General features: G+C 64.6%; 17 protein-coding genes and 1 pseudogene. 4 read left to right on the top strand and 14 right to left on the bottom strand.

All coding sequences use genetic code 11. From position 1 onward, the window contains the following. Window positions 1-42: 42 nt before the first annotated feature. On the bottom strand, window positions 43-1,407 hold the full coding sequence (locus N8I84_RS26995) for an FtsK/SpoIIIE domain-containing protein (protein WP_263232085.1): 1,365 nt from the start codon (window positions 1,405-1,407) through the stop codon (window positions 43-45). Between the two features lie 5 nt (window positions 1,408-1,412). Continuing rightward, window positions 1,413-1,760 carry an SCO3933 family regulatory protein gene (locus N8I84_RS26990; RefSeq protein WP_263232084.1) on the bottom strand — a complete coding sequence of 116 codons (348 nt, stop codon included), beginning with the start codon at window positions 1,758-1,760 and terminating at the stop codon, window positions 1,413-1,415. Window positions 1,761-2,004: 244 nt separating this feature from the next. Here N8I84_RS26990 and N8I84_RS26985 point away from each other — a divergent pair, with 244 nt between their 5' ends. Further along, window positions 2,005-2,499 carry a hypothetical protein gene (locus tag N8I84_RS26985; RefSeq protein WP_263232083.1) on the top strand — a complete coding sequence of 165 codons (495 nt, stop codon included), beginning with the start codon at window positions 2,005-2,007 and terminating at the stop codon, window positions 2,497-2,499. Between the two features lie 54 nt (window positions 2,500-2,553). Here N8I84_RS26985 and N8I84_RS26980 read toward each other — a convergent pair whose 3' ends face one another. The 4 genes from N8I84_RS26980 to N8I84_RS26965 all read right to left on the bottom strand — a co-directional run bounded on the left by N8I84_RS26980 (window position 2,554) and on the right by N8I84_RS26965 (window position 5,737). Then, window positions 2,554-3,375, bottom strand: coding sequence for a protein phosphatase 2C domain-containing protein (locus N8I84_RS26980; protein ID WP_263232082.1), 822 nt, complete (start codon window positions 3,373-3,375; stop codon window positions 2,554-2,556). Next, window positions 3,372-4,223, bottom strand: a complete 852-nt coding sequence (locus tag N8I84_RS26975; protein ID WP_263232081.1) for a sigma factor-like helix-turn-helix DNA-binding protein — start codon at window positions 4,221-4,223, stop codon at window positions 3,372-3,374. Before N8I84_RS26975 ends, N8I84_RS26980 begins: the two co-directional genes overlap by 4 nt. 175 nt (window positions 4,224-4,398) lie before the next feature. After that, the gene (locus tag N8I84_RS26970; protein WP_263232080.1) at window positions 4,399-4,788 is read right to left on the bottom strand and encodes an ATP-binding protein; all 390 of its coding nucleotides are present in this window, start codon (window positions 4,786-4,788) and stop codon (window positions 4,399-4,401) included. A gap of 97 nt (window positions 4,789-4,885) precedes the next feature. Then, a complete protein-coding gene (locus tag N8I84_RS26965; RefSeq protein WP_263232079.1) occupies window positions 4,886-5,737 on the bottom strand; it encodes a helix-turn-helix domain-containing protein in 852 nt (283 codons plus the stop codon). A 486-nt stretch (window positions 5,738-6,223) separates the two neighbouring features. On the opposite strand from N8I84_RS26965, the gene N8I84_RS26960 reads away from it, so the two are divergent. Next, a complete protein-coding gene (locus tag N8I84_RS26960) occupies window positions 6,224-7,339 on the top strand; it encodes a hypothetical protein (RefSeq protein ID WP_263232078.1) in 1,116 nt (371 codons plus the stop codon). 17 nt (window positions 7,340-7,356) lie between these two features. Here the strand turns inward: N8I84_RS26960 and N8I84_RS26955 are convergent, their stop codons facing one another. The 5 genes and pseudogenes from N8I84_RS26955 to N8I84_RS26935 form a co-directional block, all read right to left on the bottom strand. Continuing rightward, complete coding sequence (locus N8I84_RS26955; RefSeq protein WP_263232077.1) at window positions 7,357-8,538, bottom strand: hypothetical protein; 1,182 nt, start codon at window positions 8,536-8,538, stop codon at window positions 7,357-7,359. A 126-nt stretch (window positions 8,539-8,664) separates the two neighbouring features. Beyond that, window positions 8,665-9,411, bottom strand: coding sequence for a DUF5677 domain-containing protein (locus N8I84_RS26950; protein WP_263232076.1), 747 nt, complete (start codon window positions 9,409-9,411; stop codon window positions 8,665-8,667). A 204-nt stretch (window positions 9,412-9,615) separates the two neighbouring features. Continuing rightward, a pseudogene (locus N8I84_RS26945) lies at window positions 9,616-10,428 on the bottom strand (transposase). 44 nt (window positions 10,429-10,472) lie between these two features. Further along, the gene (locus tag N8I84_RS26940; RefSeq protein WP_263232075.1) at window positions 10,473-11,123 is read right to left on the bottom strand and encodes a hypothetical protein; all 651 of its coding nucleotides are present in this window, start codon (window positions 11,121-11,123) and stop codon (window positions 10,473-10,475) included. Window positions 11,124-11,132: 9 nt separating this feature from the next. Next, window positions 11,133-11,777: a hypothetical protein gene (locus tag N8I84_RS26935; RefSeq protein WP_263232074.1), complete on the bottom strand. Its 645-nt coding sequence runs from the start codon at window positions 11,775-11,777 to the stop codon at window positions 11,133-11,135. A 1,251-nt stretch (window positions 11,778-13,028) separates the two neighbouring features. Here N8I84_RS26935 and N8I84_RS26930 point away from each other — a divergent pair. Together N8I84_RS26930 and N8I84_RS26925 are read left to right on the top strand one after the other, a co-directional pair. After that, window positions 13,029-13,406 carry a hypothetical protein gene (locus tag N8I84_RS26930; protein ID WP_263232073.1) on the top strand — a complete coding sequence of 126 codons (378 nt, stop codon included), beginning with the start codon at window positions 13,029-13,031 and terminating at the stop codon, window positions 13,404-13,406. A gap of 1,218 nt (window positions 13,407-14,624) precedes the next feature. After that, on the top strand, window positions 14,625-14,939 hold the full coding sequence (locus N8I84_RS26925) for a hypothetical protein (protein WP_263232072.1): 315 nt from the start codon (window positions 14,625-14,627) through the stop codon (window positions 14,937-14,939). Between the two features lie 372 nt (window positions 14,940-15,311). Here N8I84_RS26925 and N8I84_RS26920 read toward each other — a convergent pair whose 3' ends face one another. From N8I84_RS26920 to N8I84_RS26910, 3 genes are read right to left on the bottom strand one after another with little or no spacing between them, the layout of a single operon-like run. After that, on the bottom strand, window positions 15,312-18,287 hold the full coding sequence (locus N8I84_RS26920) for a DUF499 domain-containing protein (protein ID WP_263232071.1): 2,976 nt from the start codon (window positions 18,285-18,287) through the stop codon (window positions 15,312-15,314). 2 nt (window positions 18,288-18,289) lie between these two features. Beyond that, a complete protein-coding gene (locus tag N8I84_RS26915; RefSeq protein ID WP_263232070.1) occupies window positions 18,290-21,073 on the bottom strand; it encodes a DUF1156 domain-containing protein in 2,784 nt (927 codons plus the stop codon). After that, a complete protein-coding gene (locus N8I84_RS26910) occupies window positions 21,070-24,228 on the bottom strand; it encodes a helicase-related protein (RefSeq protein WP_263232069.1) in 3,159 nt (1,052 codons plus the stop codon). Before N8I84_RS26910 ends, N8I84_RS26915 begins: the two co-directional genes overlap by 4 nt. Between the last annotated feature and the right edge of the window lie 545 nt (window positions 24,229-24,773).

Genomic DNA, 24,773 nt, shown 5'->3' with positions numbered 1-24,773 from the left:
GGCGCGAGGCGGTCACGCCGACCGTGGAGGGAAAGCGCGTGGCTACTCGGTCACCGGGCGAGCGGTAGGTGCCGCGGCCGAGGACGACGGCCGGGCCTCTTCGACGGCGACGACGGGCCGGAAGGAGTCGAACCGGGGCAACTCCGGCACCAGGGCGGAGGTGTCGCGGCAGATGGCCGCCGCTTCGTCGAGGGTGAGGTGCGGCGAGCGGACGCGGGTCCAGCCGCCGGAAGAGTCGCCGACGACCGCGACACCGGGCCGTTCGGCGGGGATGGAGGTGGCGGCCAGCGCCGCTTCGGGTGCGATGTCACCGAGCGCCATGTTGGCGGAGGTCTCGTCGTTGACGCGGTGGCAGACCCGGCCGGTCAGCTGGGCGCGCAGCATGGTGGCGCCCTTGCCGAGTTCGGCGCCGAAGCGCTGCCCGCACACCTCCAGGTAGATGCCGGCGGCGCGGCCGAGCTGGGCGAGGCGGATGAGCTTGGTGACCATGGCGTCCCGCCGCTTCTCGTCGTCCTTGCTCGCGACGAGGAAGAGTTCGGCGACCTCGTCGACGACGACCACGACCGGCACCGGCCGCAGCTTCTCCGGCAGGCCCCACACGTCCGAGGTGAGCACCGCGTCCGGGCCGGCCCCGCCCGTCATGCCGATCAGGCGGAACCGAGCCTCCATCTCCTCCACCAGGACGTCGAGGAGGTCATTCGCGCGGTCCGGCGTATCGGCGAGCGCAGACAAGCGGGGCGCGAACGGGGCCAGTTCGACGCCCCATTTGCAGTCGATGCCTACGAGCGCGACGGGTTGCCGGGCCAGCCCACACAGCAGGTTGCGCAGGTACACGGACTTGCCCGACTGCGTGGCGCCGAGGATCAGTTCGTGCGGCACGGTGCGAAAGTCCCGGACGTGCCAGTGCCCGTCCTCACGCAGCGCCAACGGCAAGGACAGCGGACCGGTCCGCAGCCACCGCCGAGCCGGCCGGACGTCGGCGAGGACGTCCCAGCCGACGAGCCGCAGTTCCAGCCGCCCCGGTTTGGTGGGGCGGACGTGCACGGCGTGCGCGCCCCAGGCGTGCCGCAGCCGGTCGGCCGAGGCTGTGAAGTCCTCGGGTGCCTGACCGGTCGCCATGCGCAGCCGCATCACGAGCCCGGACCCGGTCGGCCGGGGCAGCGACCGGCGGGGCGGTACGGGAGCAGCCTGCCGTCCCATCATCCTGGCGGTGGCGCGGCGGACGGCAGAAGCGGGCACCGTCAGGCCGCAGGCGTCCATGGTGGCCCGGTACGTGGCGAGCACCCGCAGCGTGACGACCGGGTATCCGACCAGCCACCAGAACACGACCGGCAGCCGGCGGCGCACCACGACCAGCACGGCCACCGCCAGCAGTAACAGGATCAGAATCCACAGGGCATCGGTCATGGCACTCAGCCCCGAGCCGCCGCCGGAGTGCCGACCATGACGGCGTCCGCCCGGAAGGCGATGCCGTGCCGGGTGCGGCCGCCGAACTCGCTTTCCCAGGGCCGCGCCACCAGACCGGACAGGAAGACCGGCGCACCCATGACCAGGCCCTCGCCGATGCCCTTCTCGGGGACGGTCACCTTGATCATGTCCGAGCCGCCCTCGGCGATGAACACCAGCTCCAGGACCATGAGCCGGTCGTTGGTCACCGGGTCCACGGCCACCTCACCGGTCTGCCGGTCCCTCACCTTGACCTCCGGGAGCTTGGTGACGAGGAGCGTTGCGGCCGAGGTGTCCACGGGGATGACACGCATTGTCTTTACCTCACTGCGTTGGCGGTGTCGGTCGCCCGACACCGTTCGTATTGGATAGCCCCCTAGACAGCACAAGGGGGAACCCACCTATCTGTCTAGGGGGGTTGACGACCAAGTTAGCCCGACGCACCGTCAACTGTCTAGGGGGGTATACGAGATGCCTCAGTGCGTCAGCGAGGTGCCAGCCGGTCAGGGGGGCGACGGAACGACACGCCAAGTGCCATCGGTCCTACACTCCAGCTTCATGCCGCCCCAGAATCAGCCCGCACGCTCCGCTGATGAACAGCTGTCGATCGTCGACACTCTGGCCGCCCAGACGTTCCCGGAAGGAAAAGGGCAGTCCAGAACGGAACACGGCTGGGGCGGCCCCGGCTACCACATAGCCATCCTGCGGGCGACCCAAGATTTTTGGGACGACCGAAGCCCTGAGGTCGTCGAGCCAGCCGTACAGGAGTTGGAGTCTGACCTCACCGCGATAGCCAGCGCTCTGACTGGGCGTTGGGGTGACCCGATCACGGTCGATCTTTGGCCGTACCTCGGACTCGACAACCCGGACTATCCCAACATCGAGCCCGCGCCCGAGCCGATGCGCTCCTTGTGCAACGTCGCCGCAAGCATGCTGGTGTGGCGGATACCGTCCACCAGCCGTTGGCTCGGGCTGACGATCGGCCAGGGCGACAGAGAGCTCCCATTCGAACTCCTCGCCGCCGTCGGCCAGGAGTCCTCGTTCCCACACTGAGCCGCAGCGCTGCCCGCACCACGGGCCCCGCTCCAGCGTCCGCAGGACACAGCGTTACGACAGAACCCAATGCAGGACCGTGGCGTCGTCCTGCGCCTTGCCTCGCGGCCAGCGTCGTCCCTGGGGATCGCCGGCCTCTGCTTCGCGCACAAGGCGGATCAGCTGGTCGGGCCCGGACGAGTTGAGGACGGCCAGCGTCTCTTTCCAGTCGGCGAGTTCGAAGCGATCGACGAGTCGAGTCGCGCCGTCGCTCAGCAACGTCACGGAGGCCAGCGAGTCCAGCGGCACCGATCCCATGAGGGCGTGTTCAGCCGCGTGCGGGTCGGGGCCGGCGATCCAGAAACCGCCGGGCCGGTTACGAAGCCTGGTCAGAGCGTCGCGGTATTCCGCGAGCGCGGCGGAGTGTTCAGGCGAACCGGTGGGCAGCGCGTCGACCGGTCCGCGCAGTCGCTTGCCGACCTCGTCCAGGCGCTGGTCAGTGACGGCGGCCGTACTCCCGTCCGTCTCGGCGAGGAGGAGGGTCGAGTCACCCAGAACGAGGTACTCCAGAGCTCCCGCACGGGCCCGGACCGCAAGGACCGTACTGGTCGGGCTGGCCCGATAAGCCAGGTCGCATGTGTCCTCGTGCAGGGAGCGGACAACCCGGATCGAGTCGGCGAGACAGTCGGCGAGCGGCCGGACGGGGTGCGCTGCGATACCGCTCAGCAGCGCCCCACCCAGCGTCGAGGAGAACCATGCGACGCCGTGTACGCATCCGGTCTCTCCCCCAGCCACGCCGGCGCCGTCGAGGAGAACCGCCGCGCCGAACGCAGCAGCGGCGAAGTCTTCGTTTTCCCGACCCGGATCGGCCGCCTGTGAGCCGAGGGCGACGTTCACGCCGTTGCCTCCTCGTCGTGCAGGTAGAGGGGGCAGAGAAGTTCGACGGATTGCGGCTCGTCGGTCTCGGGGGCGTATTCGACGCTCACCAGCGTGGAGAAGTGGCGCTCGCCCACCTGTCCCCAGAGCGTGTTGAGGTCCGAGGTGAGCAGATGGACCACACCGAGGGAACCTGCCGTGTGGATGCCAGCGATAGCGAGCACCGACCCCTTACCGTCCGGGCGAGGCAGCCTGCCGAGGTACCCGACGTCGTGCGGGCGGCGCGGCTCGATGTCCGCACCGGCGTGGTACGCCGTGCCGGTGCGCCGGTCCACCAGCGCCCACGGTTCGCCTTCCGGATGTTTCCAGCCGAGCACCGGGTCCTGGGCGTACAGGTCCTTCATGGCCTGGGACATGCCCGGCCCACAGACGACGACCAGGCCGTCGCGGTTGAGGTCGATCTCACCGCTCACCTGCACATGGCCGGAGCTGACATCGAGCCCGTAGGACTTGGCCAGCTCTTCCAGTCGCTTCCCGGAATTCATGTCGGCCATGGCGACCACCGGGCGCTTTTTCTCACTGTCCCACCGCAGCGGAGTCACAACGGTGACGGCACCCGCACCGAGGAAGGCCCCCTCGGGGGCCGGTCCGGTGTGCCGGATTTGATGAATCCGCCCGCGGCTCAGGCCGGCCTTCTCGGCGATCTGCGCGTACGACAGCCCTTGCGCGTGGAGGTCCTGGACCACACGACGGCGGAGCCGGGCGAGCTCGGTCACCTCCTGCTGCGCGTCGGCCAGCCTCTTCGTGACCTCGCGCAGGAGCAGGTACGGATCATCGATCGCCGTGATCCGTTGCAACTCGTCCGACATGGCCGCACCTCCTAGAAGTAACCAGGAGTCTAGGGCCCTAGACGGAATGGGCGGGAGGCGCCGCCCTGTATGAACGCCGATCACGAAGAACCGGGACCGCCGCCGAGGCACACCCCGAGGGCTCAACCGTCACCACCCGCGGGGTGATCACCGACCACCGTCGAGTAGGGCGCCGTCACGATCCCTCCCGCGCCAGGTCGGCCCACACGCAACGTCCATTGGGCCAGTTCTTCACACCCCAGTCCTTGGCGCAGGACGCGATCATCAGCAGTCCGCGCCCACCCTCTTCCTGACTGGTCACGTCACACAGGTGCGGCACGCGTTCGCCGCCCTCGTCGACCACCTCAATGCGTACGTGGTCGTCGCCGAAGCCGACGACCACCAGGAACCAGCCGCCGACTTTGCCGCTCAGTGAGTGCCGCACGGCATTGGCCGCTAGCTCGCTCACCACCAGGACGGCATCGTCGACAGGGCCGTGCCCGTCGAGCAGGGCAGCGACGAAGTGACGGGCGTTCGCCACCTGCTCGGCAACACCGGGGAAGGCACGGCACCACTTGGACCGCATAGGAGACTCCTCACCATCGTCTAGGGGACTAGACAGCGCAGCGGCAGAGTATTCCTACATGCAGCCAACAGGCCAGGCATCTAGAGGAATTATTCCTCTAAGGAGTGAGAGTGTCTCCCAAGTCGCGGAACTCCTTCAACATGCGCAACAGCAGCTCCCGCACCTCATCACCGAAGACGGCAGCCCGCTCGAAGCGACCGAACGTCTCCTCGAACGCGGCGAGTTCGTCAACGTCGACTGACACCCGCTCACCGCCGAACGTCTCCATCACGACCGCTCGCCGGTCGCACAACGTGAACCCGTGGCGAGGCAGCACAGGCACCGGCCGACGCCAGGGGATGACCCCGAGGCGTACCGTGCTCAGACTCTCGACGGCCAGCAGCCGGTCGAGTTGGGCGAGCATGAGCGCCGGAGTTCCCGGCCAGGTCCGCAACACGGCTTCCGTCAGCACGAACACCGACTCACGGCCCGGCTCGTACAGCACGCTCTGCCGATCCACACGGGCAGCAACAGCCCGACCGACCGCCTCAGGCGTCGAGTTGGGAGCACTCTCGAAAACGTGCCGGGCATACTCCGCGCTCTGGAGCAGGGCCGGCAGAACGACACACTGGAACGAGCGCACGAGCCGAGCTGAGCGCACCTCATCATCAACGGCCGCGCCGGTCGAGGTCGTACTGTCTTCTGGTACACCGGAGTCCGCAGCCGTCTCTACCGCGGCCAGGAGGTCACGCACCTCACGAGCGGTTGACTCATCGAGACCGAGGGCACGCGAGAGCCGGTCCAGTACATCGACGCTCGGAACCATGCGCCCGTTCTCCACCTTGGACACAGTCGGCTGCCCCACGTGGGCCCGCTGCGCCAACACAGCACCCGTCAGGCCGGCCTCTGTACGAAGCGCACGAAGACGCACTCCAAGCGCCCTCATCCGCTCTCGCCGTTCACTCACCATGCCCAGGGTTCTACACCACGAGCCAGCAGCCATCAGGCACAAGAGCAGCATCAACGGCCAGCAGCGCGGGCGTGATTCAAATTCTCCCTACAGGTTCAAGGCGGCTCGCTCTGCTCGCCGCGCGCGGCCCGGCCCCCGGCCGGGCCTGCGCTCCTGCCTCCGTCCCGCTCCAGCCCGGCCGGCGCCCGGACCGCGCGCACAGCAATCAGCCGCTTGCTGTCAGAGAAGAGGGGTACATCGTGGCTGGGGCGGTCGGCTCCACGGCTTTACGGAGCCACTTTGGCGCGAGCCTCGAAGATCATGGCCCCAACGTCGTGCTTTAACGGGCAGGTCAACAGACTGCCCGACGCGCCGCAAGCTTACGGGGCCATGATCACTCGCGCCAAAGCAGCGCCACCCCAAAGCCGTTCCACCGACCTATCATGCATCCTTGCCCCCATCTTAATTTCTCGACATTGCAAGGAACGCCTGTCATAGTCAGGCTTCATGAAGACGGACACTCACACCTCCGCGATCTGGTCTGGGATTGCTAGCGATGCCGACTATTTCGGCCGCTACACGCGGGACCTACTTTCCAGTAGCGATGAGTTTCTGGGTTCCGTCTTGGCCTTCTGCATGACACCATACCTCTCTCTCGCCATGCATGAATCGCTACAAAAGCTTCACAAGATCGACCCCGGCATCACGGCAGCGTTCAACAAGGACACGCTTGCCATTAGCGCACGTTCTCGTCATTCCTTGAAGCCCTTCGAAGACACGAAGCGTGGCATTGAGGGTCAGATCTCATATTTTCGGGAGGAGGTGCTCCCCGCACACTCCGCGAGGTTCCTCGGAAACACTTGGCTTCCATGGGCTCGCTTTCTTGAAACCGATCTCGGCCTCTACAGCTACGGAGGACGACTGATCACCACAACACATTCTGCAACGTACCACCTGGGGTTCGAACCGACCAGGCTACTTGAAGAAGGTGCGGGGCCGCATATCCGATCGGTATTTGAAGAGTATGGGGCATTCTTCGGAAGCATCGGAGCTAGCCTCGAGGAGGGGAGTGCGGACACCTTCGTCGCGTCCTTGAGCGGGTCAAGCCTGCATGACGAAGATGTGCGCGCAAGCAAGTATTACCGACGGGTGTTCAATGGATCAGAGACACCCGAACTGAATGCCATGCTCACAACATTTCGAGCACTGCTAAACTTTGCCGAACTTGTCTTGACGGATGGAGTCCAGCGAGAGCACGTCGAGTACACGACACTCAAGATTGCGTATCTTTCTCTCTACCAGGTACTGCGCAGCGTACACATCCTACTGAACGATCCGTCCTATCCGCTCACCGCGTCTTCTACGGAAAGTGCCGCCAGCATCGTTGGATCAGACTCCGCGCAGGAGCTCTTGAACCCCAACGCCAGGCCGTTCCGTAATATGCTGATGCATTACAATTTGCCGCCGAAGATCGACGTGGGCAAGGTGAACTTCTCTAAGCCATTCTTTGGCATGATCCCAGCGCATTTTCCGGGTTATGGGATCGGCGATTTTGTTGAGCTTGTTCGTCAGTGCTGCTCTATGACTGCAGGACTTCTCGACCAGTGGGCGGAGAGGCACTAGGGGCTGCCAATCGGGCGTCACGACAGCAAATGAGAGAGGCGATCAACTGCCTTCGGGAGTTTGGCGACAACGGGACACTCCGCCTCTGTACCTCTCCATGCCCTTTGCAAATAATTCGTGGCGGCTCTCTCCGCCACAACAACATCAGCATATGCAGCTGCACACCCCAAGTACAGCATATCTACTAGGTCATTCGCCTCCCAATTCGCGCGAATCGCCAGTCGGTGGCCGATCGCGTCCCCATAGAGGCGCATGAACGGCATAGATTCAATTTCTTCATATAGCGTAACCGAGAGACGCTCCACAGAAGTTATGCCGAGCGATTGAGCAACCGCGATAGCTTCAGGCGCGACATCTGCAATCGCCATAGCGCGACCATCAATTATTTTTTGACTCGCCTTCCGCGCCTGAAATTCCGGGTCGCGGGATACGTTGTTATAGTGCTCATGCCAACCCGTCTTGGCGGATGGAACTTTTTCCGGATTCATAAGTACATCATAGATCGCAGAAAAGGATGTCATCCTCTCGAAGAGCGCAGCCATTCCGGGCGGAAGTCCGGAAGCATCCGAAATTCTCCTATTCGTATCCATGGCTCCTGCGGCCAGAGTGAAAACATCCAATTCGGATTCGTGTGGCGAGACGTCAGACCTACGCACCAAGGCATCGGCCATCTCCTTCATTCGCACTACGATTGGGCTCCGCATCTGCCAGCCTCGGGATAGCCTGAGAATAGTGGATGCCAGGTTCTGGCGCTTTGAATCAAAAAGTGCAGAGGTTTCAAGCGCATGCGCAGACGAGACTGGAATGATTACCTCCCGACGCTCCGCCAAATCGATCAATTTAGCAGCGGCATCGCGGTCTTCCTCCCTTCTGATCAGTGCAGGATCGAAGATCGAGTTAGATATGGTGCTCCAGTGACACTGATCCAGGTACACGACAGGTCGGTGATCGGTTCTCGCGCCCTCGGTCTCCGGTTCCACCTCGAACCGATCACCCCTGAGGGATTCAAAGCGAATCACGCCACTAGAAAAGCTATAAGCGATCTCTCTAAGCGTGCTTTCTCTATCGCCATCACTTAGGCGCGCTATCACCGCTCGACCGTCCCGGTACTTTATGCGCACTTCTCCAGAGACCGGGTATTGCGCCATCTCCTCGAAAAGTAGGGCAAGATCATGGATATCCGGGTTGGCTCCTGTCACACATATCACCTTTTCCTCACTGGCCACCCCTGAAACGGCTCCAGTCTGAGCTGGACCCCAAAGCCAAGGCTTAGCGACGAAGAGGGCCTGGCCTTCGCCTGCCACGTGTCTGGCTTGCAGCTATTGCTACCTCGGCTCTCCAGCGCCCTGCCACGCGGGCAGCGTAGTCATGAACCCGTGCTCCTTGGCGATCTTCTTAAGCTCCGAATCCCATGGTCTTCCAGTGAGCAGCTCGTTGAAGCACAGCATCGCCGTGTGAAGGATCCACAGGCAGAACAGTGGGCAGGAGACGAGTTCCTCGTAGATCGGCATCTGACTGACCCGGAAGGCCTCATGGTCCTCTTGAAAGAACATTTGAGTCCCGGTGAGAGTCGGATGTGTGAAGCGGGACTCGACCGTGTAGTAACTCCACTCCCTGGTCAGCCCGTAGTTCTTCATCAGGTGCTCGATCTTTGCGAGCCGCTCGTTGGGGTCCGGCGCGATCGACTCCTTAACCGTCTCCACTGACTCTGCCATCACTTGATACGCGTCCTGATATCGCTCGACCGTGCAATCCGCTCGAATAGCCTTCGCAAGTTGGATCTGGTCCATCCCCAACTTGCGGTTGTAGATGTCGCCTATGCGGTCGCCCTGATCCGCACACCATCGCAGCGTGACGGTGTGTTCCAGGGCACTGCGCCGATTCGGGCTCGCGGCCCCACAAGCGTCGGCCTGGTGCAGCACGAGCACCGCACGGATCTGGTGAACGGCGGTGAAGAAGAGTCCCCATCCGATCAACGTCGCACGGTTGGAGGGGTCGATACGTTCGTGAAGGTCTTCCGAGATCAAGTTCTCAAGGCGCAGCAAGCCCTCGCCAAGGTCCGGTTCTGTCACCCCATCATCATCACCGGTGCTGGGGGCGTGCCGCCATGAGATTTCCGAAGACCCATCCTTCCCGAGGAGCCGACAGCGGAGGCAGATCTGCTACTTGGCTTCCGTACTGGGTCGTCCCTGGGCTGTGCGGGCTGACGCCGACCCATATCGACAAACGCCCGACCGGCGACGGAGCCGTTACTATCTCCACTTCGCAGAACGGGGTCACGACGCCGGATGGACGGGACACCTTCGCGGTGAACCAGAGCCAGCTCGTCCCGTGAGAGCGAGATTCTGAAGTCGGGCGATCCCGAGCATGGCCTGGTGAACGCCGGTGCCCTTGAGCCGGCAGGCGCGCAGGATCTTCCAATTCTTCAGCCGGGACAGGGCGTGTTCAACCCGGGCGCGTGCCCGGCGGTGGACGGCATTCTCCGCCTCCTGCTGCGGGCTGAGATGCTCTGGCCACGTTGTTTGCGGTGCGGGATGAGCAGGCCGGTGCACTGGTAGCCGCCGTCGGCGATGACCGGGGCGCCGCGGCAGGCCCGGTCGACACCGGACTCCGCAAAGGCCCGCAGTCGTTGCGGCTGCCGGGCAGCGGGGTCCCGATCGCCACGGCCAAATGGCTGTTGGCGTCGATGACGACCTGCAGGTTGGTCGAATACCGGTAGTTCTTGCTGGAAGAAGCGATGCTGCGGTCGCGGGTGGGCACCAGGGTGCCGTCGACGATATAGACGGTGTCCTTGCGAGGTCGACGGGCCGGCGAGATGGCCAGCAGGGGTGCGAGGTGATCGAGAATGCGGTCCGCCGCGGACTTCGAAACCCCGAACAGCGGCGCTATCTGCCGCAAGGTGAGGTTCGTCCGCCAGTACGTGGCCACCAGCAGCACCCGGTCCTCCAGCGGCAGTCGCCAGGGGCGGCCGCGCTGAACGTCGCTGCCACGGCGCCGTACCAACGCAACCAGCCTTGCGAACTGCACCTGGACAGCCCGGAGAACGGCTCGATCCACTTCGGATCATCCGCCGAGATCACCCCACCCATGCCCAGGCAACGCAGCAACCGCCACACGGGTTACGGGACAACCTCTACGCAGGATTAGATAGAGCTCGGCTCACTACCTCGACCAGGGGAGCATCACCGTCTTCGGGCCGCCAATGAGTGGCCCACATCGGGCTGCCCTCCCTTCTGAACTGCTCAATGTTGCTTTCTAGTTGCGCAGGAACCACGCCACTTGTGATGAGAAGCCCAACAATCTTTGCGTTTCTGGCGTTACGCAGTTGTGAAATGTGGCGCGCTAGCTGGGCTGCCATTTCTGTCCTTACAGGGACGTTCGGACGAGAGTAGTGTTTCGCTTCAACGACGATCAATCGACCCTTGATGAAAAATGCGAAATCATATCCGCTGTCGGGCCCCTGTCGAATAGAGCGATCACTGCTCCACTCCCCGCCGAAGCGGCTCAAGACTCTTTGGAGCGCCTCGCCCAGTTCAGCCTCATAGCGGTAGGCCGATAGCCAGCTTCCGGGTTCTTTCTCCAGCTTCGAAACTTCGGCAGACTCCAGCACGTGGACTGGAAAAGCCAGCGTCTCTGCCTCACTGGTGTCCCCCGCTGGCGAGACATCCACCAAGATGCGGCGTCCCGGGCCCGATCCATACGAACCAACCACGGTCCCCTCGATTACATCGAGCCCCCAGGGGACAGCTACTTCCTGCCCAACCTCGTATTCTCGCTCAGTCACGCCTCCACCTCACCAAGGTCGCTGGATGCCCAGTAGAGCACTCAGATAGGTACTCGTCATGTCATCCATGCTGGTAGCGATGTCGTCGAGCATAGTTTGCCACTTCTGTAGGGACGCAGCGTCGAGTGTGTAACCCTCGCGCTGCAATCTGGCGAGCTTTGCCGCATCGTCATGCGCAACCCCGTTACGCATTTCAACGAGTTTCAGGAGATCTTTTTTCCAGTTATTTGCTCGACTATCTGCCGCTATCATGGACGGCCAAAATGTCATTCCAAGACGACCGAAATCTTTGGAAATCCCGTCACTGTGAGCGTTCCCGCGGCTAAGGGCTCTGTCGGATGTGAGGCGTTCTCGCAGAACGTTTTCGACGGCAGAATTACCAGCTGCGACTTCAGCTGAGAAAACGTCGGTGCACTCGTCGTGGAGATCACGTGCGAACCCCTGAAACTCTGTGGCCATCCGCTGAATTACGATGGCAAGAGCCTGGTGTTCACGCCATAGCGTCGGCGGGTTGCCCGTCAGTTGAGGATGGACTCCCCATAACAAGTTGATCTTCTGACGGCGGGAAGTGTTCCACTCGACCAGCGCACGTGAAGTCACCTGCGAAGCATACGCCGAGGAACGTCCATTGAGGTGCTGCAGCTTGAGCGGCACCTCGGGACAATGCGTGGCCCAGAGATTGGGCGGCGGGTGTCGTCCATGCTGACCACCGTGACCGAGTCCGAGGGGCCCAACCCTGTAGCACCGTCTCCCTCCGGGGTCCGCAGAGCTACGGATCAGAGAATGCTCTGAGCCAGACGGCAGTGACGGCAACGAGCGCGGAGGCCGACAACACTCAGCAGCCTGTCACGGAACCCCTGCGGACCTGCTGGTCTAGCCTGCTGGGGCGTGCCCGCATCTTCTACAGTCAGCGCCTGTGCCGCCGACAGCCGCGAGCCCACTGGGCAACGATGCCTCCCTGGCCCCGAGATTCGCTCGAACCGAGGACGGAACGCTGTAAAACGCACAATACTGGCTGCAGTTGAAAGGGAGGGGCCATTCGCGATGTTGAGACGGTGGGCACAGCGACGTTACGACAGAGCTCAGGCAGAGTACTGGCGGAGCATCGAGCCGGTGCTCGAGCCGGGGGAACAGAAGATCGCCAGTGCCCCTGCGCGGAACCTGTGGGACGGTCCTCACGATGGAGTCCTTTTCCTCACGGACCGGACCATCTACTGGGGTGCTTGGTTGGGGCAGGGCAGGCAGACCAGGCCCATGTTCGCGCAGGATCTTCGAGAGTGTCCGAGCGCTCGCATCGGCGAGCAAGGCACTTTGGACATAGCAGTGAGTGGCGAGCAGGTCGGGTCCTTCGCCTCGTTCGCGCCAGCTCCCGGCGCGCAGTGGGGGTTCGCTGAATTCTGCAAGAGCTTCGGCAAAGCCATGGAGGACAGCAGAAAGTTGCCTCCAGCCACGGAAACGCCTTCTAGCGATGCCCGGTGAGTGTCTAACTGCGTGACAACGCCGACACACAGCGGCGAACAACCGCGGACGTCTGCGGACCGTCGCAGCAGGTGAGAGGCACACCAGCCCAAGGCCGAGCGCCCCACGTAGTGGCTTCGGGACGAAGCGGTCGCTCCGTTAGGGTGCGCTACATGACCAACGCCCCGGCCTGTCCCGAGTGCAGCCAGCCCATGAAGTTCGGCGGCTTCGTCCTCGTCAAACGGGAGAGCGATGGCCAGCGGACGTGCCGGGCGCTGTGGAGGTGTACCGGTCGGCATGTCTGGTGACGCTGGGCCGGCCGGAGGAGCCGTTGGGGCCTTCCCGATGCCCGGGCTGTTCCGCTGACATCCAACGCTGGCGCCGCCATCGCCGTACCCGCCGCGGCCGTCCCTGGTCAGCGAAGTCACGATCGGAGAGTCTGGGGGCATGCTGCTACCGCTCACCCATGGGAAGACCGAGCTCATCGAGGTCGTCCGCATCACCGATCCCGTCAGGCACCTCAGTTCGGAGAACCTGGTCGGCGACACTGCCGCGATCTGGGAGGGAGACCAAGCCCAGCAGGCCCTGTCCCTGATCGCCGACCTACCAGGAAGTGAGCTGTACCGCTGCTTCCTCCCAGGCTGGGGAATCCGGGCGCACAGCTCCACCGATCAGCTCTTCGAGATCGCCTTCTGCTTCCACTGTCACGGTGCCCGTATCTGGGGTCCGGGTCTTCCTGTCGAACAACAAGGCCAGACCTTCAACGCAGAGAGCCCTGCCGCACTTGAACTGCTCCACCGATTCCGCTCCTGCCTGCCGGACTGAGGTCTCAGCAGCTTGGGGACGAAGAGGTCACCGTGCCATAGCCGTGCCAGATACCGGGGTCAGCAGCGGTCAATAAGGGTGGCTGGCGGGCGCATCTGTGCCCGCCATCTCGCCCGCCGAAGCAGCAGGTCAACGGCCCGACGCCCCACCCTCTCTCCTAAGGCGGTGCTCCTTTTGGCGGATCATCGACGGCTGTGACAGCGGACGGCAGCGGCACGAGACAGCCCATCGCCATGGCCATTGTGGCCAACGTCCCCTCATCCTTCGGCCTTGCCGCGGCGAAGACCGTGGTAGTCATCGATGCCTTCCGTGCCGGGTACTCCGCGAGACGCATTGCTGACGAACATCCCTGAGCGGATTTGGTCGGCGCAACGTTGCACGCTCTGAGCTGTGACTCCGCTACACCTATACCGTCGTGCACGGATGTCCTGAGCCATCTCAAGGAGGTGCCCACGGAGTCGGTTAGCTGCCTCGAACGTCATTTCCGGAAAGAGCGCCGCTTGCCCGCTCGCTCCGTGCTGGCGGCGAGGCGCGTTCTGAAGGAAGACCCTCGTAGGGTCGGCCTCGGGAAGACGGCATGTGAGGCCGTTGGCGACAAGGTCAGAGATCTGGAAGCGCACGAGTTGGTCACTAGACATGTAAACATCCTGGCGCTCTACGGCCGTCCAGGTCAGGCCCTTCGGCGCTTTCACCTTGTCTGAGCGCTCATCTGTGCGCTTGCCCTGATGCACGGCGATGGTTGAGGCGCGGCCAACGCTGGTTGCCTCTTGGCCATCGACGAAGCCCGACCGTTGGTTAGGCCCGGTTGTTACCAGGCCGGGATGCAACGGCCCTACCGACCTGGACACCTCGGAAGCCGGCCGCGCGTCTGAGACGCTAGCCATGGGCACTGACGGCGCCTCTCCCTCCACGGCCTCCGGCGACCCATACGACGCTCGGCCCGCACCACAAGCGCACCAGATCGAGCGGGGAACAGCGGGAAATCACGGTGAAGTCAACCGAGCCCCACAAGCCGTGCCCCGGTCGTTCGTCCAGGTCAGCGCCTGAACCAGCCGCAAATGCTCGCAGCTTCCCAAGCTGATGTCCTCAGAGCGGTCCTCGCACTGATGTCTCTGTCCTCACTGTTACGGGGAGATCGTTCAGCGTGCTGTGGTTCTGGCACGACCCTGGGGGAGACCTCTAGCGACCCGTTCAAGGCCAGCTGAGGGAGATGGGCCCGTGACAAGGCACGACGAAGCGCAGACGCCAAAGTGGACGACCGACTACGCCCAGAAGGTGCTGAGTCCTCAGCACCTTCTCGACGCCTCTCTGCCTGAGCTTCTCGCTGAGCTAGACGTCACGTTGGATGAGTCTTCGATCACCGACCCAAGCTTCACGGGTGCTGCTGTCGTCACCGGAGACCGCTTGATCCTTTCGATGAGACCAGGCCAACCGGGCTCAGAGCGCGACGCAGTTGCACGAGCCCTGTTGGGGCGCGTGCTCGGCGTGCCGTTGTCGCCGTTGCCTGAGCCGTACCGGATGAGTGAGGTCTGAGCCGGCTGGCTGTCTGGGCCGTCCCTGGGCCGTGCGAGGCCGCCCGTCAGTGGCCAATGACGACCAATGACGACCACCAGGCGCTCGGGCCCACCGCCCCTGAGCAGGGAAGAAGCAGGGAGCCGAGACCCCCGACAAGACCCAGGGCAAGAAGAAGTAGCCAGCCCGACCCTGCCTCCTGACTACAGCGTTCGCGTAGGCAGGAGGCTAGAAGGGACCTGCGCGAGCCTCAGCACGCCGAATCAACCAGTCGGCGCGTTGCGCCGATTGTTTTGTCCCTGAGCCGCCGGCCAATCGCGGGTCGGCACAGGGGAACCCTCTGACCGGCTGCGCGTAATACCAGTGCTTTGGCATTCGCTCACGCCCGGCTGGTTAGAAGTCGTCGTCCTCGACCCGAACGCGTGCACCTGCCTGTTCTGCCTTCTGCTCGATAGCCCCCTGTGCGCCCTCAGACGTAACAAGCGTGACGCTCAGACTAATGAGCTGGTGGTTAGTGCCGGGTGCATCAATGACCTTGCTCAGTTCCTTGAGGAGTTGCCAGACCTGCTCACGAGAATCCGGAGCGGTGATGCTGCGGTTGGTCAGGTCGATGATGTACCGCTTAAAGGAGTTGAGCTCCGAGCTGCTCGGAGCGGCATCTCCGGTGCTGGCCTCGCTCGCCTCTCCCGTCGTGGCTCGGTACTCATGGTCGTCGACGCCAAACAGCCTGCTGGACTCTCCGCCGCTGACTGACCCGCCTGGCTGCCTAGGGATCGAGATCGTCGTGGTGCTCTTGGACGCACCACCGGCTGCGGGCACGGTCTCAGCCACTTTGACCGCGCGGCGAAGATTCTGGCTGATGGAGCCGATCGAGATATGTTCCGGAGAGGCGATGGCGAGCTTGTTGCCGTCGGAGTCTGCCAGTTCCCAGCCGTTGTGGAGCAGAGCAAAGATTGCCTGGCGTATCTCGTCGGTCGCGGCAACCAGGGGGAACATGGGGTTCTTGTAGAAGGATTGGACGACTTCGCGCGGCGTAAGGGTGCGCTCGAAAGTGTCCAGCAGGGCTGCGAGATAGTCCGCCGAGAGGCCTGCCGTGTTCGTTGCGCGACCAGCCTCGACGAGCGCCGCCCACACCTGGTCCCCGCGCAGTGATGACTTGCTATCGTCGTCAAACCGCTTGAACTCCACATGCAGCCCGTCCGAGGCGCGGACGAGGTAGGCGTAGTGCTGGAAGGCTTTCTCGATGTCCTTCTTGAGTTTATCCTCAGCCTCGGTCACCTTGGTGGTGGCCTCGCGGAACTCGTCGGCGTCCTCGGGGTTGATCTGCTTTAGGACACTGCGCCAGGCGAGGACCTCTCTGGCGCGCTTGCGTGCCACGTCCCGCCTCTGTGTGTTCACGCAGGCCACGACGCAGCTGGCGGCATTGTCCACGCGCAGCGCGTCGGGCCCGAGCCCGAGGAGAGCGGTAATCTCGGCGCGGCTGAGGGTGTCCTTGCCGTTGAGCAGGGTCCAGCGGCGCGAGTCGAGCACGACGAGGCGGGTGACGGCCGAGTCCACCCCGTCAAACGTGCGCGGGAGGTCGATGTCCCCGGTAGCGGTCGGCGCGTCGATGAAGCGGATCTCGTCGAAGGTACCGCGCCGAGCGAGTCTCTGCGTCTGCTCCCAGACCAGCTTTTCGCACGAGGGTGGGTCTACGAGCGCGAAGGAGGCGGTGAAGTACATCCGGAGCGTCTGTCTGATGGACAGGTAGTAGCGCCCGGGTGCGTTGGTCGGCTGGGTGATCTCAAGTGCGCCGAGTCCGTCCTCGCCGGTGAGGGCGTTGAAGATCTCCTCAGCGTCGGTGTAAGGGGTCCCGGGGGCCGGAGTCGGCTCGAGGATGGCCGCAAGCATCTCAGCCTTTGTCGCCCCCCGGCCGCCGCGCGGGCGGGCAACCATGGAGTAACAGAACAGGGCGGTGGCCATGCGCACGCCCGCGTGGTCTTGGAGGGCGGTGACACTGGCAGCGCGCAGCCGCTGATCGATAGCGACGGCGCGTCCTGCGGACCCGTCGGTGCTGGTGATGTCGGTGGTGGCGACGGAGCGATAGCCCTGGATGGCCCGGTCGTTGCCCATGAAGAGGCCAGAGGAAAGCAACTGCTCGAGGGCGGTAGTAAGAGGGATGTCGCCGACGCCGATGAGGGCCGGCGCCCAGCGCCCGGCTTGGTGCTCGGTGACCCAGTGCAGCGCGGTCCGGGCGAAGATCGCAACCGTGGAGCGGACACGCTGGAAGTTCTGGACCTGTGACCACTCCTCTCGCACCAGTCGCATGAGCTCGGGGTGGAAGGGGTAACTTGCCTCGACTCGCTCGGCAAAGCCGGTCAACCCACGGTTCGGACCGAGCTTGTCAAGCACCTTGTCTCGCCAGGCGGTATCGCTCACCGTTTCGTACTGCCTGGCCACGCGCGACGCCGCAGCGCCCACCTCGGCCGGCTCGAACAGGCGACGCTGGATGATCGAGGCGAAGTCGTGGGACTCAGTCACCGCGACTCTGCCGTCCGGGCCGTTACGCACGAGCCGGTCGGAGACATAGCTGCGGAAGTCATCGGCTAGCGGCGGGTACCCGCGCTCGTCGAGCTCGCTGCGTATCATGACCACGACACATACGACGCGGGGAACGTCGTCGCAGGCGTCCATGAGGGCGTTGAGGAACGCCTTCTCGTTGGGCATGCGGTCGATGTTGGTCGCGTCGGCGAGTTGCAGCACGTAGTCCATGAGCTCGTCGAGCAAGATGAGCACCGGCCGTCCCGCGTCACTGAGCGCCTGCTGCAGCGTCCCCTTGTTTGGCCCGCCCTTGACGTAGCGCTTGTAGCGGTCCATGTCGCCGCCGGTCAGCGACCAGAGAAACCGCTCGAACAGGTTCGTGGCCGGGCCGAATGTCTCGCTAGGCCTACCCGGGCTGAAGTAGTCGGCTGTGAGGACAACGGCCTGGGCACCGGTGAGGTCTACGTCGTGGCCACCCAGCCCCGCTTCACTGCGGACCTTCCGGCCTAGCTCTGTGGCGAAGAACTCCTGCGGCGAGTTGGCCATGTGGTAAAGCCCGACGAGGGCGTGGCTCTTGCCTCCACCCATGCCTTGGTCCAGGTGGAACAGCGCCGTGGTCTCGGCGTCGGTGCCTAGCCGACGGGCGACACGGCTAAAGAAGCCGACGAGGTTCGGGGTGGGCTGAGTGATGTCGCCGTAGTAGTCGACCTTGCGGTATGGCACGTCAACGGTCTGGTAGACGGCCTTGTGCAGGCTCATCTGCAGCTCGCCGACTGAGCCGTCGGACGCAGTGACCTCGGGGCGGAGCGTGAGGACGTCGGCCCAATGCGAAGCGGTGCCGGTCGACATGCTCAGGACTCCTTAATGGTGAACGGAAGGGTGGGCTGGTCATCCCGCTCGCTAACGGCGAGCTCGGTAGCGACGCGGTGCGCAAGGTTGGCGATGGTGCCGGCGTTGCGCTGAACGGCTGTGAGAGCCTTGGCCACTGTGTCGCTGGGAGGTAGCTGCGCGAGGATCTCCCCGACGACGGCCCACAGGTGCGCGTCAGTGGGCTGCCGGTCAGACTCAGCGACGACAGCGGCAACGCCTTCAGTGGCGCCCTGGTCCCAGGCGGCGGCCATAGCCCGGACCACCTCGAACGTCGAGGACTTATCGCTGATAGCGCTCGGGGCGTCGAGACGCAACTTGTAGCCGCTCTTACTCTCGGTGAGTAGCGCGCCGCGCAGATCCTCCAGGCGCAGGTTGTCCGCCTGCGCCTGAAATCGGGCCTCGCCCTTCGGAACGTCCGAGCGTGCGAAGAGCCGCTGCCAGAAGACGGCGAAGCGGGTCGGCGCGTCGAACGTCTCAAGCGGCAGCTCGTCCAGCTTGAGCGCTGTGGCGTCGCGGACCGCGGTGCGCGCCAGAGTTAGGTAGCGATCGAGCTCGGCCTGAGTGCCGTCCGGCTTGAGGATTTTGGCGTAGCGGCCGTAGACCTCCATCGCCGGCCCGTAGGCAGCCATGAGCTGGTCGGTTAGGGCCAAGCCGTCACGGTCCCACTCCCGTACGGCGGTCTTGACCCGCTCGGCGACCTCACGATCGACCTGAGCAGCTGTGGCGACCGGTCGGTTCGCGGCGGCTACGCGGCAGCCGATCGCGACTGTGACCTTGATGCTCGCCACCCCGGTCGAGGCCGTCTCGGTCCTCGACGGCCAGGAGCTAGTGACGACGAAACCGGCATCGTGCAGCGCTCCAAGCAGCCGCCGCCACGCATCAGGGTCAGAGTGCCCGAACACGACGACGAGGTGGCCGTCCGCGCGCAGCACGCGCCGTGCCTCGCCGAAAGCACGGCTGAGCATTTGCTCGTAGAAGTCGCGGGTTCGGTGCTCACCCGGAGCGTTGCCGCGTTTGACGATGATCTCGTCGGTCTTGTCCTGCAGCCCCGGAACGTCGAAGAGATCCGGGAACACGTCGAAGAGGCAGCGCTTCAGCCAGACGTGGAAGAGATCCGACGCATCGGCGTAGTCGATCATGTTGTAGTACGGCGGGTCGGTTACGACCGCATCCACCGACCCGTCGCGGAAGGGGAGAGCTGTGGCGGAGGCTCGGCGGAATCGGCCCGGACGTCCTGCATCGCTTCCCTGGATGACCTTCTTAAGCGCCAGCAAACCACTGTCAGTGACGCTCTCCCAGGTGCCCGGCCCGGTGCCCGGCCCGGCCTCGAGGTAGTCGAACTGAAAGGACACCTTGCTTTCGTCCGCGAAGATGTCGTGAACCTGGACCCACGTGCCCTTGCGTGAGGCATTTCCACCGAAGGCGCGTAGCTTTGCGCCCCGAGTGGAGTACCTGAGTCGTCGCTGCATGTTGGCTGCGGCGTAGGCCGTGAGCGCGTCCACATAGTCGGTGGTGAGTCGCGCAGCCAGAAGGTCGGCGCGTATGCCTCGTATCGCACGGACTGTCTCCGCGAAGAGAAGAGCCTGCCGGTCGTTCATGAGGGCGCCGTAGGTGCGGTAGCCGTAACCACTGGCTCGGATCGTGTCTTGATTGCCAGGCGGGATCGCCTCGTCCGGAACAGCAGTGAAAGGGCCGAAGCCGTCGAGCCGGGCAAGGTCGACGGACTTGGCGGCTGTAATGTCGTCAGCCGTCGGGGCGCGAAAGGTCTTGCCGACCCCCTCGTTCTCCTCACCAACGGCGAGGATTTCGTCCTCATATTGGCCGGCGAAACCCTTCGCCTTGACGGTGTCGAGCGTGTGGACGTGTCCGCAGGAGGGAAACGGGCAGCGGGCGCTCTTACCCTTGCGGCCCGCCGCGGCCGAGAACGTCGGCTGCTGAGCGGGGTCCCCGTCCACCACCTGGGAACGCCATCGGTCCCCATCGATGACGAGCTCGAGCGACTGCCCGAAGTCCCCCTCACGCCCGGAAGGAAACTGCAGCCGCATGCTGCCGATGAGCGGGAAGCGCCGACGGCACTGGTCACAGGGGATGCTGACGGCCCACAGGTAGGCCCAGGGCACCTTGCCGCGGCTATTGGCCGGGTAGTAGGGCGCGACAGCCTTGGCCACACGCTTGTTCACTTCAGCGAGTACGGCGCGGACGTCGCGCAGCAGTCGAGGCTCATCGTCGCTGAAGAGTGTCTCTTCCGACTCAGCTCCGCTGGCGAAGGGAACGGCAGCCTCGGTCGACCAGTCGCGCAGCGGGTAGTCGGCCAGGAGGCGCCCACCCATTGTTGCGACCGGGCTGAGGTCCGTTCCGACCGCGGTCACGCCGAGGCGCGCTGCTTCGAGGGGGATGATGCCTCGGCCACTGAAGATATCGAGTACGACTGGGCGACCGGTGGGGTACTCCTCCGCGATGGCCTCGCGCAGACGACGCAGCGCAGTGGGGTTGCCCGCTTCGATGGCCGATCGGACATCTGCGTGAAGATCTTCGCGGTCAGGCAGCAGGGTGGTCAGAACGGCGGCGCGGGCCTGCGCGATGGGACGAGAGGCAAACCAGGTGAAGAGTGCCTTTTCGCTGCGGCCGGATCCCGCGGTGGTACCGACGGAGGCGTCGACCGATGAGCACGGGAACCAGTGGTCGATGAGGCGGCTGTGCACGTCACTGACGCGATCCGAGGTGGCCGCTGTGTCCGTCGACGGCGCCTTGGTGGTTGTGGTCACCGCTGCTCTCCCATCAGCCGACGCAGGTCGGCAACCTTGATCTGGAACCGCTCGATGCGCCGTGGCCCGGTGGCTAGGAGCTTGGCTGGGTCCTGGGCGCGGACGAGGACTGTCGGGGATGTGGCGCAGTCGGCCACGACGTAGAGCCAGTAATCCTGACCGCGCTGCTGCGCCTGAGCCCACTCGTGCTGCTCCAGCCACACCGGCTCCAAGCCCGCATGGAAACCCTTGACCTCGACGAGGCGTTGCTCTCGGGTCGTGCGGTGCCGGGCAAGCAGGTCGTAGCCGACACCAGCGGACTGGCGGTCGTCCACGTCGAAACCGAGCCGGTCAAGCTCGGCCAGGACCGTGGCCACCGCGACTGCTTCGCTGTCGGGGTCGTAGCCAAGCTGGTCGACGAGGGCCTCACCGACAACGTGGGCCCAACCGACCAAGCGGGGAGCGCTCTGCCCGACCTTGCTGATGTCTTCAAGCTGGGCGAGACGGTGGCGCTTAAGCTCCTCGAAGCGGGACATCCGCTCACGCCGTTCGGTGGCTGGCAGCTCCTCGAGCTCGTCCATATATCGGTACTCGACCTGGTCAAGCTGCTGGCGCGCCTTGTCGACCCACGCCTCCCGCTCCGCGCGGGCGCGGGCGACCTCCCGCGTAAGCGCCGCCCGGGCTTCCAGTGCACTGTCGTGCCGCAGCGCCGGAGATAGGGGCGGCGGGACATGGCTGGAACCGGTGGGCCTGAGCAACATGAGGGACTCCCAGGCGCTCTCGAATGCCCCGGCGCCGGAGTACCGAATGAGGACCGGAGACTTGCGCCGCTGCCGGCGGATGCCGTCATGTACTTCGACCTCGGCGTCGTAGACCAGGACGGTGTAATTCGTCAGCGACGCGGGGTCGCTGAGGACCGTGCCCCGAATGAGCTCGCTCTCGCCAGTGCGCAGGGCGAGGTCAGTCAGTTCGGCGAACGACTCCTCGGTAGGCCCAAGCACAACGACGTCATCCAGCCCCTGAGAGCCGTCGTTGATCGCCTGCCGGACAGAGGCACCGTCAGCAGCAACGAGCGCCTCGTGCGCACCGCCGAGTGTCGGCGGCAGCAGCCGGGCCGAGGTGACGCGGCGGATGCCCTTGGCCGGCCCCGGGCCGAGACGCCACTGCTCTGCACGGGCGAGCTGGTCGACGAAGCCATCGACGATGACCGGGTTGATCGCTTCCAGGCGGTCGCTACGGAACCGATCGAGCGCGGCCTCGGTGTTGGCGGGGGTGTGGAGCCGGTCCTCGTCGGTGACCAACTCCCGTGCCTTGGATAACAACTCGGCTGTACCGGGAACCGTGACGGCCTGACCGGCTTGAGCATCGATGAGCGCACGGGTGTAGTCGAAGCCAGCACGGGCGGCGGTCGCGTCGAGCAGGTCGAAGATCCGTCCGTCGAGCGCCTCGCCGGCGGCCTCCAGGTTACCGAGCATGACCTCCTGGACCCGGCCCTCACGGGTATCGGGCGCAACGAGGTGGTAGATGTGCACCGGCTTGGTCTGACCGATACGGTGCAATCGACCCATGCGCTGTTCGAGGCGAACCAGGGACCACGGAATGTCCCAGTTAATCATGACGTGGGCGGACTGCAGGTCGATGCCCTCGCCGCCGGCGTCGGTGGAGACGAGGACCTGGAACTCCCCGGCGAGAAACCGCTGCTGGAGCTGGTCGCGCTCATGGTGCTTGACTGCACCCTCAAGGGTCTCGACGCTGTACCCGGCGCGGGTGAACTGACTAGCAAGCCAGCGGGCAGTGTCGGCAAACTCGGTAAAGATGAGCAGCTGGCCCTGGCCCGGTGCGATGCCGTGGTGGGTGAGAAGTTTCTGGGTGCGTAGCCACTTCGCGGACGGGCCAGCGGTCGTGGCCAGTCGTATGGCCGCGATGACCTCGTCGATCGCCGTGAGCTCTTCGCTCTTGCTGCGGCTGCGGGCGTTGACGACGATGCCCTCGGCGCGTTCCCACGCCTCGTCGTCCTCGACGGCGAGGTTGACCGACCCGTCGCTCTGAGTGAACTCGTCAGGTGTGGGGCCGTCGACCCGGCTGGCCGCCGGCCCCTTCAGGGCCTCATGCCGTCGCGTGATCGTGGCGGCGGCAGCCACCAGTGCAGAGGCGGCCCGCTTGCCATATATAGAGCGGGCTAGGGTTGCGTTCTCTCCGTAGTACGTGTCGACGTAGTCCATCACCGCGGTGTAGGCCGCGAGTTCGGAGCCGCTAAGGTCAACGGACACGGTCTTGGCATACCGAGGCGGAAAGAGATCGTTGCCGTCGAAGTCTTTCAGCTCCTCCTTCATCCTCCGCAGAAAGGTCAGAGTCGAGGGCCTCAGCGCATTGTCGTACTCGGTCTGCCGCGGGTCCCAGGGGTACAGCGTGGGGTCAAGAAGACTGAGCAGGCCACGGAAGTAGTGCTCCTTACCGCGGTGCGGCGTGGCGGTGAGCAGCAGCAAGTGGTGGGTGCGGTTCGCCACCTCCCGCGCGGCGCCGAGGTACTGGGACGTAGGCGTCAGCCGGTGCGCCTCATCGAAGACCGTAAGTGACCACGATGCCCGGGCCCCGGAGATCTTGCGCCTAACGTCTGGGTTGTAGGTGTACAGGTCCACGCTCACAACCCACACGCTGACGCGCGGATCGAGGTCACGGGGGTCCCGGGCGACGTCAGGGGTGACTGTAGCCGCCTCGATCGCGAAGTAGCGAAGCAAGTCCCGCTTCCACTTCTCCACGAGGTGCGCTGGCACGATGATCACCGTCCTGCCGGGTATCAAACCTCGCCGCGTGCCCTCGGCGATGTACATACCCGTCATGATCGTCTTGCCAGTGCCCGGTTCGTCGGCGAGCAGGAACCGCAGGCGTGGCTGGGCCAACATGTGGCTGAACACCGCCTCGTCCTGGTGCGCGTAAGGCCGCAGCGGGCGTGTGGCGAGGACAGCGGACCGGATGCGGGGGACGGCATACTGCATCCACCGCCCCCACAGTGCGGCGAGCGCCCGGGCAGGATCACCACCGGCGTCGTTGACAGGCACAACAGCCGCATGCAACTCAGCGAGGCTCAGAGCAACGTCAGTGAGCGTCCCGTCACTGCGGCGCACGACGAGGTCGACTCCATCGCCAGCGCCGGTAGCCGCGACGACGGTAGCCATCCCGCCGTCGATGAAGAGTTGGCTACCAGGGGACGGTAGATCGTTCGAGTCCGTCCCGCTCATATCTAACCCCGCTCGCGACTGACGATCCCCACCCGACAACACACCTGCTAGAAGTCCCTCGCGGCGCCCACTACCCCCTGAACACCACAGAAAATCGTACGGAACTGTACGTGTTCTTGGGAGAGTTGGTGACCACAGACCTCTGGACCGCCGCCCTTGAGCATGTCGCCGACGTACCCCGCGGCGACGAACATCGCTGGTGAGCGGTTATGTGGATCATCATGCACACCGCGGAGGTCATGTGGTGATGGTGTGATCAAAGTGTAATCTACACGAAGCAGCATCACGAGGGCGACAGACCTGCACCTGTGAGCACTCGTCAGCACGGATAGAGCGCGGCGACAACGACTGCACCTGCGGGTCTGTAAACGTGTGCCGCCAGCCCTCCCGGTGTCGGCTTGGACTGGCCGACACCGTCGAACCTGGAACCCCAGTAGCTGGCGCTGACCACCCTCGGTCGCCCGTGGACCATCCGTGGACGG

Source organism: Streptomyces cynarae, assembly GCF_025642135.1.
Lineage (GTDB): Bacteria > Actinomycetota > Actinomycetes > Streptomycetales > Streptomycetaceae > Streptomyces > Streptomyces cynarae.
This window is presented reverse-complemented; position numbering and strand designations above follow the sequence as displayed.